This window comes from Streptomyces sp. NPDC050147 (assembly GCF_040660195.1).
Classification (GTDB): Bacteria; Actinomycetota; Actinomycetes; order Streptomycetales; family Streptomycetaceae; genus Streptomyces.
Genome location: NZ_JBFALJ010000003.1, coordinates 37,471 through 52,072, shown reverse-complemented (window position 1 = coordinate 52,072; position 14,602 = coordinate 37,471). Strand labels below are relative to the sequence as shown.

The following is a 14,602-nucleotide window of genomic DNA, read 5'->3' as shown; positions in this document are numbered from 1 at the left end:
GTTCCCGAATCATTCCTTCGGTGGTGGACAGCTTGCATGTCCTTGTCGCCGCCGCCCGCCAAAAGGTTGCCGCTGTTGTTCCGGCCAATCCGCCGCCGTCCGCACCTCGAAGGGCCGTGTGGTCCCCTCCGCGGTCACTCGGACCTCGTCGCCGTCCCGTACCGCGCAAAAGACGGCCGCGGGCCGCCCCTCCAGGTCGGGAATGGTGATCTCGGTGCCGTTCTCCGTGTCCGGGGTGACCAGGAGCGTGAGGTCCCGCAGCCAGTCACCGTCGGCGCGCTGCTCGTCGGCGCCCAGGGGAAGCAGCGCACCGGGACGCACGTACAGGGGGAGGCTGTCGAAACCGTGGGTCTCCCGGCGCCAGCCCGGGCCCTGGACCCTCTCGCCGGTCAGGAGATGGGTCCAGGTGCCCTCGGGCAGGTAGAATTCGACGTCCCCCTCGGCGGTGAAGACGGGGGCGACCAGGAGGTCGGGGCCGAGCATGTACTGGCGGTCCAGGGTGCGGCAGGAGGGGTCGGCCGGGAACTCCAGGAGCATCGGACGCATGACGGGGACGCCCGTGCGGTGGGCCTCGACGGCGGTTCCGTACAGGTACGGCATGAGGCGGTGCTTGAGCCGCGTGAACTTGCGGGCCACCTCGACCGCTTCGTCACCGAACGCCCACGGCACCCGGTAGGAGACGTTGCCGTGCAGGCGGCTGTGCGAGGAGAGCAGCCCGAAGGCGAGCCAGCGTTTGAAGACCGCCGGGTCCGGGGTGCCCTCGAAGCCGCCGATGTCGTGGCTCCAGAAGCCGAAGCCGGAGAGTGAGAGGGACAGGCCGCCGCGCAGCGACTCGGCCATCGCGCCCAGCGAGGCGAAGCAGTCGCCGCCCCAGTGGACGGGGAACTGCTGGCCGCCGGCCGTTGCCGAGCGGGCGAAGAGCACCGCCTCACCCGGGCCGCGCTCCTTCTCCAGCAGTTCGAAGACCGTGCTGTTGTAGAGCTGCGCGTAGTAGTTGTGCATGCGTGCGGGGTCCGAGCCGTCGTGCCAGACGACGTCGGTGGGGACGCGTTCGCCGAAGTCCGTCTTGAAGCTGTCGACTCCTTGGTCGAGCAGGTTGCGCAGGTGGCCCGAGTACCACTCGCGTGCGGCCGGGTTCGTGAAGTCCACGAGCGCCATGCCGGGCTGCCAGAGGTCCCACTGCCAGATGTCGCCGTTCGAGCGGCGTACGAGGTACCCCTCGGTGGCCGCCTCGGCGAAGAGCGCAGACTTCTGCGCGATGTAGGGGTTGATCCACATGCTGACCTTGAGCCCGCGCTCGCGGAGCCTGCGCAGCATGCCCTCGGGGTCGGGGAAGACCTCCGGATCCCAGCGGAAGTCCGTCCACTGGTACTCACGCATCCAGAAGCAGTCGAAGTGGAAGACGCCAAGCGGGATGTCGCGCTCGGCCATGCCGTCGACGAAGGCCGTGACGGTCTCCTCGTCGTAGGGGGTGCAGAAGGAGGTCGTCAGCCACAGGCCGAAGGACCAGGCGGGCGGCAGCGCGGGGCGGCCGGTCAGCGCGGTGTAGCGGCGCAGGACGTCCTTGGGGGTGGGCCCGGCGATGACGTAGTACTCGATCGACTGGTCCTCGACGCTGAACTGGACCTGGCCGACGGACTCGGAGCCGATCTCGTAGGAGACCTTGCCGGGGTGGTTGACGAAGACCCCGTAGCCGCGCGAGGAGAGGTGGAAGGGGATGTTCTTGTAGGCCTGCTCGCTGCTGGTGCCGCCGTCGGCCTGCCAGATGTCGACGTTCTGGCCGTTCTTGATGTAGGGGGTGAAGCGTTCGCCGAGGCCGTAGATGTACTCGCCGACTCCCAGGGTGAGTTGGCCGAGCATGTGGTGGCTGCCGTCGGGCGCGGTGGCGAAGCCGGTGCCTCTGCGCTCGACGGCCGTCAGCCGCTGCCTGTCGGCGTCGAGGAATTCGAGGCCCCAGGGTTTGTCGCTGTCCAGGCGGACGGTGAGCGGTCCGCTGGTGAGTTCGGTGACCGTGCCCTCGCGCTTGAGGAGTCCGGTGCCTTCGGTGGCGTTGAGGCCGAACTCCGGTCCGGGGGCGGCCTTTCCCGCGTGGTGGGTCGTCCGGATGCCGATCACGCCTTCGGCGGGCGAGAAGCATTCGACGGTGACGAGCGGCGTGTTGAGGGTGTCGCCGCGCTCGCGGACCCGGTGGACGGCGGCGTACGCGGTGAACCGCCCCTCCCCTGCCCGCACGTCGCGCACGTCGGTCGCGTACGAGGCGCGCACCCCGTCACGCATCAGCCAGAAGCCGTCGGTGAACTTCATGCGGTCTCCCTCGGCCGGTCAGTGGTGGTGAAGGTGAGCCGGGCGAGCCGCAGGGGGCCGCGCAGCCGCACGCGCAGATCGCGTACTCCGAAGGCGGTGAAGCCGGAGGTGAGGGTGGCGTAGTCGTAGATGCCGCCGGTCGCCGGGACGGTGACGGTGGTGGCGGTGCTGCCCGAGATGAGGTCGACGGCTCCGGAGCCCGCGGCCTCGACCGACACGCCGCTCACGCCGTCGCCGAAGTCGCAGGCGCGGAAGAGCAGTTCACCTGTCCCGTCGTCCAGGGGGCGTACGCAGTCGCCTGCCGTCCTGGTTCGGTCGACGATCTCTGTGCCGTTCTGTTCGTCGTAGCCGCTCGCCCGGAGGCCGCCGGTCCGCCACATCGGCCTCGCGGGGATCGGGTCGCCTTCGACGTCCACGGTCCCGGTGAGCCGGATGTCGGCGCTGGAGGCCCCGGCGAGAATCTCGTGCGCGCCAGGTGCCAGGGCCCAGAGATCGTGCCGCACGTCCCAGAACGCCACGTCGGCCAGCGGCAGTTGGAACTCCAGGCGGCAGGAGGCGCCGGCCGCGAGGTGGACGCGGCGGTGCGCGGCGAGCTGCCGGTGCGGCAGGTCGAAGAGCGCGGCGGCTTCCCGAGGCGCCCGGGTGTAGACCTGGGCCACCTCGTCCGCGGGAAGGCGCCCGGTGTTGGTGAGCGTGAACGCGACGCGGAGCGAGTCCCCTTCGCGCTCGGCCACCAGGTCCTCGTACGCGAAGGAGGAGTACCCCAGGCCGTGCCCGAAGGGGTAGAGAGGGGTCTTGTCGAAGTAGAGGTAGGTCTGCCGGGAGCCGATGACGTCGTAGTCGAGCAGGTCCGGCAGGTCGGCGTCGGCCGCGTACCAGGTCTGCGGGAGGCGTCCGGCCGGGGACACGTCACCCGCGAGCACCCGGGCGAGCGCGGTGCCCGCGGCCTGGCCGCCGTGCGCGGTCCACAGCAGTGCGGGCAGCTCGCTCTGGGCGTCGGTGACCGCGTAGGGGTAGGCCGAGACCAGGGCGAGCGCGGTGCGGGGGTTGGCGGCCCGGGCCGCGCGCCAGAGGCGGTCCTGGTGGGGTGGCAGGGCGAGCGTGGCGCGGTCCTCGGTCTCGCGGCCGTTGATGTGGGGGTCGTTCCCGGCGAGGACGAGGACCGTGTCGGCCTGGGCGGCGGCGCGGGCCACGGCGTCCTCGCCGCGCTCCACGAACTCCACGGTGAAGACCTCGGGCTCGTCGGCAACCTTCACGCCGTCGGCGGCGACAGAGACGTACCCACCCGTCCCTGTGTGCGCGATGAGGTAGCCGTCCCCGTGGTCGACCAGCGCGAATGTCTCCTGTACGACCCAGCCGCCGGGCTGGTCCGCCGACGCGCGCACGAAGCCGTCGTCGGCGACCGACAGGTAGCGGCCGCCGGGCGCGCGCAGCGTCCATGTGCCGCCTCCCCAGTCGACGAGGGCGAACTCGGTCGGCTCGGGGCCGCAGGTGAGCGGCGGCAGATCGGTGCGGCCCGCGAGCAGCGCCGGGTCCAGGGCGATCTCGGCGGCCCGCTCCCGGTCGTCCTCCTCGGAGTGCGGCACGCGGAGCCATCCGGCCGGGCACTTCAGGCGCACCCGGTCGGCGCCTTCGGTGAAGGTCACGCGGTCGGCGCCGAACCGCTCGCGCACTCCGTCGAGGGGGGTGCTGCGGTGGATCAGGGTGCCGCTGTACCAGTCGGTCTTGCACTCGTCGGCCAGGAGTCCGACGACCGCGATCCGGGTTCCTTCGTCCAGCGGGAGCAGCCCGTCGTTCTTCAGCAGGACGACGGCCTGCTCGGCGGCTTCCTGGGCGAGCGCGCGGTGTCCGGGGGTGTCGAAGGCGTGCGATGCCGGGTCCGCGTACGGCCCCTGGCCGGGATCGAACTCGCCGAGCCGGAAGCGGACGGACAGGTGCCGGCGGACCGCCGTGTCGATGTCGGCCTCTGTCAACAAACCTCGTTCCAGGGCGCGTTGGATGCGCCCGGTGATGAGGCTCGCGTCGGTGCCGTGGTCGGTGAAGCTGTCCACGCCCGCGACGAGCGCCGCCGCGGTCGCCTCCTCGTGGGTGTCGAAGTACTTCTCGGAGTCCACGAGGTTGCTGGGCGCGCCCGCGTCGGAGCAGACGAGCAGCTCCTGGTCGGTCCAGGTGCGCAGATGCTCGCGGAGGTAGGGCGAGAGGTGGTTGGGGCGGCCGTTGACCAGGTTGTACGCGGGCATCACCCCGGCCACGGCACCCGCCTCCACGGCGGTACGGAAGGCCCGCAGGTCGTACTCGTGCAGGACGCGCGGGCGCACGGACGCGGACGAGGTGTCCCTGCGTGTCTCGTTGTTGTGGGCCAGCCAGTGTTTGAGCACGGGGGCGGTGCGCCAGTGGAGCGGATGGTCGCCGCGCAGCCCCCGGGTGTACGCGACGGCGATGGCGGAGGTGAGCCTGGGGTCCTCCGAGTAGCCCTCCTCGTTCCTGCCCCACAGCGGATGACGCAGGAGGTTGACCGTGGGCGCCCAGAGGTTGAGGCCGACGCGGTCGTCCCGTGCGCGCATGGCTCGCGCCTCGGTGGCGACGGCCTCGCCGACGCGGCGTACGAGGTCGTCGTTCCAGGTGGCGCCGAGGCCGACCGCCTGCGGGAAGACGGTGGCGGGACCCATCCAGGCGACGCCGTGCAGGGCCTCCTGGCCGGTGCGGAACGGGGCGATGCCGAGCCGCTCGACGGCGGGCGTGAACTGGTGCAGGAGCGCGATGCGTTCGCCGGTGGTCAACCGGGACAGGAGGTCGTCCACGCGCTGGACCAGGGGCAGTTCGGGGTCGTGGAACGGCAGCGGTTCCGGGTCGCGGAGCGGTGGCGGGCTTGCGGTCACGTGCGGATCCCCTTGGCGAGCGGCGGGCACGGAGGAGGCAAATCGTTCGCGTACACCTCGACGTTCTTCGAAGCGCTTCGATGCTCTGTGCAGTCCGAGCCGATGTCAAGGCAACGGTCACGTGTCACCGCGCGACCCCCTAACCCTGGGCTGTCGTGCAACTGGCGCACGGTTGCGAGGAATTCGGGACCGGCTCTTGTGACGGGCCGTGCCTTCACTTAACCTCGCTGCAACATCGAAGCGCTTCGAAAGCCGACCGGCGGTGACCGCCGTGTGTCCGGGCACGCGCCACGAAGGGTTGACGCAATGACGCCGAACTCTCTCTCCAGCAGCTCTCGTTCGAGCCGGAGAACCTTCCTCGCCTCCTCGGGCCTCGCCGCGCTCGCGGTGGCCGGCGGAGCTCCTCTGCTCACCGCCTGCGGAGGCAGCGGGTCGAAGAACGAGGGCACCACGACGGGGAAGAAGCTCAAGGACCTGCTCCCCGCGTACACCGCGTCGGAGGTCGTGAGCCCGGACATCCCCGCCAAGAACGGCTCGGCGGCGGGCTTCACCAAGGCCCTGCCCGCCTCCCGGCTGAAGGAGTCGGTGCCCAAGAAGCTGGGCAAGGGCGGCGAGTTCACCGTCATGGCGCCGATCTGGGGGAACGTGCCCAAGCAGAGCAACCCCTACTGGACGGCGATGGACGAAGCAGCAGGTGTCCGCGTCAAGTGGCAGAACCAGCAGGGCGACACGTACGGCCAGAAGCTGGGGGCCGTCCTCGCTTCCAGCGGTGTTCCGGACGCCGTGGTCATCCCCGGCTGGGAGCTGACCGGCAAGATACCGAGCGCCATCGCCAACAAGTTCGCCGACCTCGGACCGTACTTGAGCGGCGACAAGGTCAAGGAGTACCCGAACCTCGCGGCGATCCCGAGCGGCGCCTGGCAGCGCTCCATCTTCGGCGGCAAGCTGCGCGGCCTGCCGATGCCCTCCGCCACCACTCCGAACATCGCGCCGTTCTACCGCACGGACCTCTTCGAGAAGGAGGGACTCGAAGCGCCCACCAGCGCCCAGGAGTTCTACGACCTGTGCAAGCAGCTCAACGCACCCAAGAGCAAGGTGTGGGCGTGCGGCGACATGAGCTGGGCGGCCTGGAACATCTTCGGAGTGCTCCCCGAGAAGCCGTACTACTGGAAGCGCGTCGGCGGCAAGCTCGTCAACCGCTACGAGACCGACGAGTACCTCGAAGCCCTGGAGTGGTCGCGCAAGCTCTACTCGGCGGGCTTCGTCCACCCGGACGCGAAGGCGGAGACGGGCAGCATCGGCGACCTGTGCGCGGCGGGCAAGGTCTGGATGTACTGCCAGGACCTCTCCGACTGGTACGGCAAGGCGGCCGTGCAGCGCGTGGACAACAAGAAGTTCCGCATGGAGGCGTTCGACTACTTCTCCGCCGACGGCGGCGAGCCCACGCTGTACGCGCGTCCGCCGGCCGACATTTGGACGTTCATCAGTGAGAAGGCCGACGAGAAGACCGTTCGCGACATCCTCGCCCTCGCCAACTACACGGCCGCGCCCTACGGCTCCAAGGAGCAGCGCCTTCGCATGTACGGCGTCGAGGGCGTCCACCACACGTACGAGGACGGCGTCCTCACCAAGAACGGCAAGGGCAACAACGAGGTCTTCTCGACGTACGAGTACCTGGCGTCGCCCGCGCCCTTCGTGGCCTACCCCGACCTGCCGGACGTCACCGAGGGCATGGTCGGGTGGCAGCAGCGGCAGGGCGCGCACACGAGGAAGCCGCTCTTCCACGGCATGATGATCATCGAACCGACCCGGTACACCGAGCTGAACGCCGAGTTCGAGGACCTGGAGAAGGACATCGTGCGGGGCCGCAAAAAGGTCTCCGACATGCAGCGTGCGGCGTCGGACTGGAAGTCGGGCGGCGGCGACAAGCTGCGCGACTGGTACAAGAAGCTGCTCGACGAGACCGGCGACTCGGCGTCCTGACATGGCGCAGAGCACCACTCACGCGCGCGACACCACCCCCGGGCGGGCACCCTCCGGGGCCGCCGCGCCCGCCGAAACCCCGCCCCCGAAGAAGAAGGCACCGCCCCGCGTCCCCCTGCGGCACCGGCTGCGCCGCGACCGCGTCCTGCTCCTGATGGTGCTGCCCGCGCTGCTGCTCCTGTTCGTCTTCAACTACGTCCCGCTGGTCGGCAACGTCGTCGCCTTCCAGGACTACGACCCCTACATCGCCGACAACGCGTTCCAGGCGATGACGCAGAGCCCCTGGGTCGGTGTCGAGCACTTCCAGCGCATGGTCGATGACCGGCTGTTCTGGCAGGCGGTCAGGAACACCCTCGCGATCTTCGCGATCCAGCTGACGCTGTTCTTCCCGCTGCCGATCGCGCTCGCGCTGTTCATCAACAGCTTCGTGCGGCCCCGGGTGCGGGCGGTCGCCCAGGCGATCCTCTATCTGCCGCACTTCTTCTCCTGGGTCCTCGTCATCACGGTCTTCCAGCAGATGTTCGGCGGGGCAGGCCTCGTCGCGCAGGTCCTGCGGGACCACGGGCACGAGGGCTTCGACCTGATGACCGACCCGGGCCTCTTCAAGTTCCTGGTCACCTTCGAGATGGTCTGGAAGGACGCGGGCTGGGGCGTCATCGTCTTCCTCGCCGCGCTCGCCGCCGTCAGCCCCGACCTGTACGAGGCCTCGGCGATGGACGGCGCGAACCGCTGGCGGCGCATGTGGCACATCCAGCTGCCCGCGCTGCGCCCGGTGGTGGCCCTGCTCCTCGTGCTCCAGGTCGGCAACGCGCTGACGGTCGGCTTCGAGCAGATCCTGCTCCAGCGCACCGCGGTGGGCCCCTCGGCCTCCGAGGTCCTCGACACCTATGTGTGGAACACCGGCCTGGACAACGGCAACTTCGGCTACGGCGCCGCCATCGGCATCGTCAAGGGCGTCTTCGGCCTCCTGATGGTGCTCGGCGCCAACAAGGCCGCCCACCTCATGGGCGAGCAGGGGGTGTACAAGCGATGAGCGTGCTGAACTTCGGCATCAAGCCGGGCAGCAGGTCCGGCCTGCGCCCGGTGTGGGAGGAGCCCCCGACCCGGGCCGGCCTCGCCACCAAGGGCGTCACACTGACCCTGGTCTGTCTGGCCGTCCTCTTCCCGGTGTGGGTGGTGGTCGTCACCAGCCTCTCCTCGGTGAAGACGATCACCGAGACGGGCGGTCTGGTGGTGATTCCCCGGGGCGTCACCTTCGTGCACTACCAGGAGCTGCTCGGCGGCGGCCAGGTGTCGCGTGCCACGCTGGTCAGCGTGGGTGTCACGGTCGTCGGCACGCTCTTCAGCATGGTGGTGTCCGTCCTGTGCGCCTACGGACTCTCGCGCCCGGGATCGGTCCTGCACCGCCCGATCCTGCTCGTCATCGTCGCCACGATGTTCTTCGGCGCCGGGCTCATCCCCACCTATCTCGTCGTGCAGGGCCTCGGCCTCACGGACACCTATCTGTCACTGATCCTGCCGAGCGCCCTGAACGTCTTCAACATTCTCGTCCTGCGGGCCTTCTTCATGGGCACGGCACAGGAACTGATCGAGAGCGCCCGCATCGACGGGGCCGGGGACCTGCGCATCCTGTGGCGGATCGTCATGCCGCTGTCCCGCGCGGTGATCGCGGTGATCACCCTCTTCTACGCGGTGGGGTACTGGAGCGCGTGGTTCAACGCGTCGATCTATCTCAGCGACCCGGACATGATGCCCCTGCAGAACGTCATGCAGCAGCTCGTGATCAAGCAGCAGAGGCCGACGGGCCTGGCCCAGGCGATCAATACGGGTCACCTGTCACCGCTCGCCATCCAGATGGCCGTGATGGTCCTCGCGCTCCTGCCGGTCGCCGTCCTGTCGCCGTTCGTGCAGCGGCATTTCAAGCAGGGCATGCTCACCGGCGCAGTGAAGGGCTGACCTCACCGATGCCTTCCCTCGACGACGCCACCCGCGGCCGGATCCTGTTCGGCGGCGACTACAACCCCGAGCAGTGGCCCGAGGAGGTCTGGCTCGACGACGTACGCCTGATGCGCGAGGCCGCGGTCAACTCCGTCACCGTCGGCGTCTTCTCCTGGGCGCGGCTCGAACCGCGCCCGGGCGTGCGGGAGTTCGGCTGGCTGGACCGGCTGATGGAGCTGCTGCACGAGCACGGCATCGGCGTCGTCCTCGCCACACCGACCTCCGCTCCCCCGCCCTGGCTCGGCCGCCTGCACCCCGAGACGCTGCCGAGGGACGAGAACGGGCAGGTGGAGTGGTGGGGGTCGCGCCAGCACTTCGCGCACTCCAGCGCCGTCTACCGCAGGTACGCCGCCGCGATCACCGAGGACCTGGCGGCCCGGTACGCGCACCACCCCGCGCTCACCATGTGGCACATCAACAACGAGTACTGCACCTACGACTGGGGCGACGAGGCGGCGGCCGCGTTCCGCCGCTGGCTCCAGGCGAAATACCCCTCGCTCGACGCGCTCAACACGGCCTGGGGAAGCGCCTTCTGGGGACAGGGCTACGACGCCTGGGCGGAGATCCTGCCACCCCGCCGCGCCCACTATCTGAAGAACCCGACCCAGGTCCTGGACTTCAAGCGCTTCACGTCCGACGCCCTCCTCGACTGCTACCGCGCCGAGCGGGACATCGTCACCGCACACACCCCGCACCTGCCGGTCACCACCAACTTCATGCCGCTGTGGTCGGGGCAGGACGCGTGGATGTGGGCCACGCAGGAGGACGTCGTCTCCGTCGACCTCTACCCCGACCCCAAGAATCCGCTCGGCGCCCATCAGGGAGCGCTGGTACAGGACATGACGCGCTCTCAGGCGCGCGGTGGTCCGTGGATGCTGATGGAGCAGGCGGCGGGACCGGTCAACTGGCGCGGCGTGAACCACCCCAAGCCACGCGGCCTGAATCGCCTCTGGTCCTGGCAGGCGGTGGCGCGCGGCGCCGACGCCGTCTGCTACTTCCAGTGGCGCCAGTCCCGGCAGGGCGCGGAGAAGTTCCACTCCGGGATGGTGAGCCACGCGGGCGAGCACGGCCGCACCTTCCAGGAGGTCAAGGAGCTGGGTGCCGAACTGGCCCGGGTGGGGCCCGAGGTGGTGGGTACGCGCGTCACGGCCGAGGTGGCTGTCCTGCACGACTGGGACTCCTGGTGGGCGAGCGGGCAGGAGGGCCGCCCCTCCTCCCTGGTCGACTACACGGAGGTGCTCGGCGCCTGGCACCGCGCCCTGTGGGAGGCGAACACCCCCGTCGACTTCGCCCACCCCGAGCACGACCTGACCCCGTACCGCCTGGTCGTCGTCCCGCACCTCTACCTCCTCACCGACGCCGCGATCGACAACCTCCTGACATACGTACGCGACGGAGGCGCCCTCGTCTGCGGCTTCCTCACCGGCGTGGCCGACGCGGACGACCGGGTACGGCCCGGCGGCATGGACGCGCGGCTTCGCGCGCTGTTCGGCATCCGCACCGTCCACGAATGGTGGCCGCTGGAGGCCGGGGAGAGCGTGGACTGCGGGGCGTTCACCGGCACCCTCTGGTCGGAGGAACTGCTGCCCGACGACAGCGCCGAGACGGTCGCCGCCTACCGGGGCGGCGAGCTCGACGGGCTTCCCGCCCTGCTGCGTCGCGACAGCGCCTGGTACCTGTCCACGCTCCCCGAGCCCGAGGCCCTGCGCGACCTGCTCGCGCGCGTGGCCACCGAAGCAGGCGTACGGCCCCCGCTCGCAGGCCTCCCCCGCGCAGTGGAGGCCGTACGCCGCGGCCATCTCCTGTTCCTCCTGCACCACGGCCGCGAGGAGGTGACCGTGCCCGTGCCGGGCCGGCACCTCGACCTGCTGACCGGCCGCGCGGTCGAGGACGCGATCACCCTCGGCCGCCACGGTGTGGCCGTCCTGCGCCGCGCCACCGACGACGACCGCGGTTCCGCCCCGGACCCGCGGCTCTCCCCCCACCCTGGAGACGACACATGACACGACACACCCGCCGCACCCTGACCCGCCTCTTGCTCGCCCCGGCCCTGGCGGCGGGCGCGGCGCTCGGCCTCGCCTCCGCCCCCGCCCAGGCCGCCGTCTGGAGCTCCTGCGACCAGTGGGGCAACACCAGCCTGGGCGGCTACACCCTCTACAACAACATCTGGGGCTCGGGCGCGGGCAGCCAGTGCATATCGGCGGACTCCGGCACCAAGTGGAGCGTGCGCGCCGACCACCCGAACACCAGCGGCATCAAGTCCTACCCGAACTCCAAGAAGGTCATCGGCAAGCCGGTCGACTCGCTGTCTTCGCTGCAGAGCTCGTACAACGTCAAGGTCCCCGCCGCGGGCGACTACAACTCCTCGTACGACATCTGGGACACCGACTACGACTACGAGATCATGCTCTGGGTCAACTACAACGGGAACGTCGGCCCGCTCGGCACCGCCCAGGGCACCGTCAGCCTGGGCGGCCACACCTGGGCGGTCTACAAGGGCACCAACGGCGCCAACGAGGTCTTCTCCTTCCTGCGCACCTCCGACTCCTCCGCCGGGACCGTCGACATCCTCCCGATCCTCAAGTGGATCAAGAACACCAAGGGCTGGATGGGCAACGAGACCATCGGTGACGTGCAGTTCGGCTACGAGATCAGCGGTTCGGCCGGAGGGCTCGACTTCACCACCAACTCCCTCACGGTGTCCGGCGGCTAGCCGGGGAGCGCGTCGCCGACCAGGGCGAGGTTCTGGATGGCGGCGAGCCCGAAGAGAGCGGTCTCGTTGGTGTTGATCCGCAGGTTCTCGTAGCCGGGCTCCAGCACGGCGGGACCCTCCACCTCCGTCTTTGCCCAGCTCATCGACTTCGTATAGCCGTCACTGTCGTGGAACTTCCGCCAGGCGCGCGCCGCGAGCTTCTCGTCCTTCGACTGGGCGGCGGCGTAGGCGTCCTGGCGGGAGTGCCCCTGGAAGAGCAGCAGGCTGCCGAAGTCCTTGCCGTAGCGCTCCTTCTGCTCGGCCTTGGTCGCGTTGTAGTAGCGGCAGTAGTCCAGCCACGCCTCCTTGAACTTCGGCTGGTCGACGAGGTCGATGAGTTCGGCGCACATCTCTACCAGGCCGAACATCGCGGAGAGGTGGGAGACGTTGACGGCGGGCTCGGCGGCCACCGCGAACCTTCCGGTGTCCAGGTCGTAGAGGCCGCTGCCCTGGACGAAGCCGTTGGGCTGGGCGGCGATGGTCTCCATGGTGGAGCGAAGGCGGGCCTCGGCCTTCTCCGCCTTGGGGCCGCCGCGTTCCCATTCGGTGAGCCAGGCCGCGGCGAGTCCGCTCCAGTCGGTGCCGAAGCCGATGGACAGCGCGTTGCGGTCGGGTTCGTAGGGCTCGGTGCGGATCTTGCGCAGGGGGTCGAGGACGAGGAACGTCTCGTCGGAGTCGACCAGGGAGTGCATCAGGTCGCCGACGCGCTCGTCGGCGGTGAGGAAGTAGTAGGGGCGGCGGTAGACGGCCGTGGAGATCCGCTGCTGCTTGGCGCTGTCCGCGAAGTGCTGCACGCCGTGCCGGGTGCCGAGGCCCGCCCACTTGCCGAGGTGGTAGGAGTCGACCTCGCCGGTGTGGCGGGTCATGGCCTCGGCGAAACGGAAGATGTCGGCGCGGCCCGAGCGCAGATAGGCGTACCAGAGCCACAGGTCGGGCGAGAGCTCGGAGTTGTCCCAGGCGTAGCCGCCGACGTCGTACCGCCAATGGTGCCGGTCCTCGTCGTAGGTGTGCATGATGTCGCCGTAGTCCCAGAAGCCGTACCAGCGGCGCTGTTCGGCCTGGTCCTTGTAGTAGGTGAAGAGGAAGTCGAGGTGGTCCTCGATCGTCGCCTTCGCGGGCGTGGAGCGGTCGACGGGTGAGAAGAGCCCGCCGAAGACGCCCGCCTTCGTCACGTGCTCGGGGGCGGCGGCCAGCTGGGGCGGGGTGCGCACGGCGGCGGCCTGGCCGACGAGGGTGGCCGCGGAGGGCGTTGCCGCGTTGGCCCAGAACATCAGCTCGCTGGTGCGGGCGATGCCGTACGGGGTGCCGAAGCCCGGTTCGTAGTCCTCGTAGGTGATGTTGAGGCCCTCGATCTGCTCGGGGTAGGTGTCCTGCCCCATGCCGTCGTGGTACGTGCGCAGGTCCATCGGCTGTGCCTCGGGCGACCAGAGCCAGAGCGTGACCTCGGCCGTGTCACCGGCGGCGCCCCGGATGTCGAGCTGGGCGGGGTGCTTCTCCCAGAAGTCCCGGAGGCCGAAGGAGAAACCGCCGCCGACCCCGCCCACGTACCCGAATCCGCTCGCCCGGCCGCCGCCTCCGGCCGTGATCCAGGTGTGCCCCGGCTTGGTCCGCTTGCGCAGGGTGAACCCGTCGGCCGAGAGCTGGGAGAGGGTGTAGTCGCCCCACGTCGGGATGTACTGGAGGCGCGTGGTGACGCGCTGGTCCCAGGTCGCCGGGTCCGGCAGCTTCTCGCCCTTGACCTGCGCGGTGCGGATCGCGGCGCCCGGGTCGCGGCGCAGGCCCGTGATGCCCTTGACCGCCTCGGTCAGGAAGCCCTCGCCCTCGCCCGCGATGCGGATGTGCCGGTCGTACGCCGCGTCGCGCATCGGCACGCTGAAGCGCACCCCCAGGCCGCGGATGAAGTCCTTCTCCGCGTCGCCGTCGTAGGTGATGGTGTGCACCATGCGGAAGGAGTCGGCGCCCGCGTAGAAGTACAGGCGCACGCTGAAGGGCAGCCAACCGCGGCTTCCCTTGCGGTGCTTGCCGTCGATGCGGACCACGGCGCGCACCGGGCCGTCCTGCTCGGTCTTCGCGCCGCTGATCTCGCCGTCGAACCGCTGCCACTTGGCGTCGCCGTGGTCGCCGTCGTCGAGGTCCGCCTGGCGCAGGAGGACGAGCCGCCCGTCGGTGGCGATCTTCACGCCGTCGCGGGTGACGGACTCGACGAGCTTCTCGCCGTCCTTGGCGATGACGGCCTTGATCACGCCGGTGTCGACGGTGATGGCCCTGCGGGTCTCGGTGACCTTGATCTTCTCGTCCGGTGCGGCGGGTTCCCCGGCCTTGAGGGTGAACTTCTCGGTGCCTGCCGCCGCCGGCCCCACCGCGTGCGCCGTCCACTTGACCGAGCCGTCCGGCCAGTGGGCGGTGGTCCAGGTCTGTACGGGGACGTCCTTGCCGTCGGCGGTGGCCAGGGCGAACTTCTGGCCTGCGGGGTGGGCGCCCTTGGGCCACGGGACGCCGAAGGTGGAACCGGGGGCGGCGCCGAGGCCGCCCTTCTCCAGCCAGCCGATGCCGACGGGGCCTTCGTCCGCCGCCGCGCGGGGAGCCGCTTCCGCGTCGGCTCGGCCGAGCACCCAGCTGAACTGCGCGGCGGCACCGGCCACGGCGGCGGCCTTGAGCAGGGACCTGCGGGGGATCGGAGACATCT

General features: G+C 70.1%; 8 protein-coding genes. 5 read left to right on the top strand and 3 right to left on the bottom strand.

The window, feature by feature from the left end; genetic code table 11:
- Positions 1-9: 9 nt before the first annotated feature.
- Together yicI and AB0I94_RS06770 are read right to left on the bottom strand one after the other, a co-directional pair.
- Positions 10-2,304: an alpha-xylosidase gene (yicI, locus tag AB0I94_RS06775; RefSeq protein WP_363308362.1), complete on the bottom strand. Its 2,295-nt coding sequence runs from the start codon at positions 2,302-2,304 to the stop codon at positions 10-12.
- On the bottom strand, positions 2,301-5,183 hold the full coding sequence (locus AB0I94_RS06770; RefSeq protein WP_363308361.1) for a glycoside hydrolase family 3 C-terminal domain-containing protein: 2,883 nt from the start codon (positions 5,181-5,183) through the stop codon (positions 2,301-2,303). The genes yicI and AB0I94_RS06770 overlap by 4 nt, the downstream gene beginning before the upstream one ends.
- Before the next feature lie 306 nt (positions 5,184-5,489).
- Between AB0I94_RS06770 and AB0I94_RS06765 the strand changes: the two genes are divergently transcribed.
- Genes AB0I94_RS06765 through AB0I94_RS06745 form a run of 5 tightly spaced genes read left to right on the top strand, consistent with a single transcriptional unit; the run spans position 5,490 to position 11,877 of the window.
- Positions 5,490-7,166: an extracellular solute-binding protein gene (locus tag AB0I94_RS06765; RefSeq protein WP_363308360.1), complete on the top strand. Its 1,677-nt coding sequence runs from the start codon at positions 5,490-5,492 to the stop codon at positions 7,164-7,166.
- A gap of 1 nt (position 7,167) precedes the next feature.
- On the top strand, positions 7,168-8,199 hold the full coding sequence (locus tag AB0I94_RS06760; protein ID WP_363308359.1) for an ABC transporter permease subunit: 1,032 nt from the start codon (positions 7,168-7,170) through the stop codon (positions 8,197-8,199).
- The gene (locus tag AB0I94_RS06755) at positions 8,196-9,122 is read left to right on the top strand and encodes a carbohydrate ABC transporter permease (RefSeq protein WP_363308358.1); all 927 of its coding nucleotides are present in this window, start codon (positions 8,196-8,198) and stop codon (positions 9,120-9,122) included. The genes AB0I94_RS06760 and AB0I94_RS06755 overlap by 4 nt, the downstream gene beginning before the upstream one ends.
- A gap of 8 nt (positions 9,123-9,130) precedes the next feature.
- The gene (locus tag AB0I94_RS06750) at positions 9,131-11,167 is read left to right on the top strand and encodes a beta-galactosidase (RefSeq protein ID WP_363308357.1); all 2,037 of its coding nucleotides are present in this window, start codon (positions 9,131-9,133) and stop codon (positions 11,165-11,167) included.
- Positions 11,164-11,877: a hypothetical protein gene (locus AB0I94_RS06745; protein ID WP_363308356.1), complete on the top strand. Its 714-nt coding sequence runs from the start codon at positions 11,164-11,166 to the stop codon at positions 11,875-11,877. The genes AB0I94_RS06750 and AB0I94_RS06745 overlap by 4 nt, the downstream gene beginning before the upstream one ends.
- Here the strand turns inward: AB0I94_RS06745 and AB0I94_RS06740 are convergent.
- Positions 11,874-14,600 (bottom strand): Tat pathway signal sequence domain protein, encoded by a 2,727-nt coding sequence (locus tag AB0I94_RS06740; protein WP_363308355.1) that lies wholly within the window; start codon positions 14,598-14,600, stop codon positions 11,874-11,876. The two genes, AB0I94_RS06745 and AB0I94_RS06740, sit on opposite strands and share 4 nt — an antisense overlap.
- Between the last annotated feature and the right edge of the window lie 2 nt (positions 14,601-14,602).

Excerpts from the sequence above, each read along its gene's own strand:
- AB0I94_RS06755 (WP_363308358.1), top strand. The coding sequence starts at position 8,196 with ATGAGCGTGCTGAACTTCGGCATCAAGCCGGGCAGCAGGTCCGGCCTG.
- AB0I94_RS06745 (WP_363308356.1), top strand. The coding sequence starts at position 11,164 with ATGACACGACACACCCGCCGCACCCTGACCCGCCTCTTGCTCGCCCCG.
- AB0I94_RS06760 (WP_363308359.1), top strand. The coding sequence starts at position 7,168 with ATGGCGCAGAGCACCACTCACGCGCGCGACACCACCCCCGGGCGGGCA.
- yicI (WP_363308362.1), bottom strand. The coding sequence starts at position 2,304 with ATGAAGTTCACCGACGGCTTCTGGCTGATGCGTGACGGGGTGCGCGCC.
- AB0I94_RS06750 (WP_363308357.1), top strand. The coding sequence starts at position 9,131 with ATGCCTTCCCTCGACGACGCCACCCGCGGCCGGATCCTGTTCGGCGGC.
- AB0I94_RS06740 (WP_363308355.1), bottom strand. The coding sequence starts at position 14,600 with ATGTCTCCGATCCCCCGCAGGTCCCTGCTCAAGGCCGCCGCCGTGGCC.
- AB0I94_RS06765 (WP_363308360.1), top strand. The coding sequence starts at position 5,490 with ATGACGCCGAACTCTCTCTCCAGCAGCTCTCGTTCGAGCCGGAGAACC.